This window comes from Porphyromonas uenonis 60-3 (assembly GCF_000174775.1).
GTDB classification, from domain to species: Bacteria; Bacteroidota; Bacteroidia; order Bacteroidales; family Porphyromonadaceae; genus Porphyromonas; species Porphyromonas uenonis_A.
This window is the reverse complement of sequence record NZ_ACLR01000247.1, coordinates 1-518: the sequence shown is the minus strand read 5'-3', so window position 1 is coordinate 518 and position 518 is coordinate 1. Positions and strand designations below refer to the sequence as shown.

Genomic DNA, 518 nt, shown 5'->3' with positions numbered 1-518 from the left:
AACATAACAAGTGCAACTCTTAGATGGCACAACTATCAGATGACCTTATTGCAAGGGTACTTGGGCTATCAATATGGAAAGGACGACTTACCCCTCTCTGCTGTGCAGAAAGATGAGCTCTCCAGCTATGAGTTGTACTTAAAGGGCGAGAAAAACTACACCCACAACACAGCCATCAAAGTTCTGCGCTTTTTGAGAAAAGCGATGGAGCGAGCCGTTGAAGAGGACTTGCTTATGCGAGTCCCTTTTCCAAAGGTTGTTTTGCGTATGCAACCTACAGATAGGGGGTTCTTAGATGATTCCGACTTGGAGCGTTTGCGTTCTGTTGAGCTTTCAAACCCTAAGCTTCTTCTAGTACGAGATGCCTTTCTCTTTTCTTGTTATACGGGACTGTCTTATGCAGACATATCACGTCTAGTGAGAGACAACATCATCTCTATGCACGGTCAGAGCTGGGTTGTCCTCCGTCGTAAGAAAACTGGTGTGCTTAGCACTATCCCCTTAATGTCTGTTGCCGT

General features: G+C 45.6%; 1 protein-coding gene. It reads left to right on the top strand.

From position 1 onward, the window contains the following. Nucleotides 1–39: 39 nt before the first annotated feature. Nucleotides 40–518, top strand: a 479-nt coding sequence (locus PORUE0001_RS10755; RefSeq protein WP_007366283.1) for a phage integrase SAM-like domain-containing protein, incomplete at its 3' end; no start/stop codon positions are given.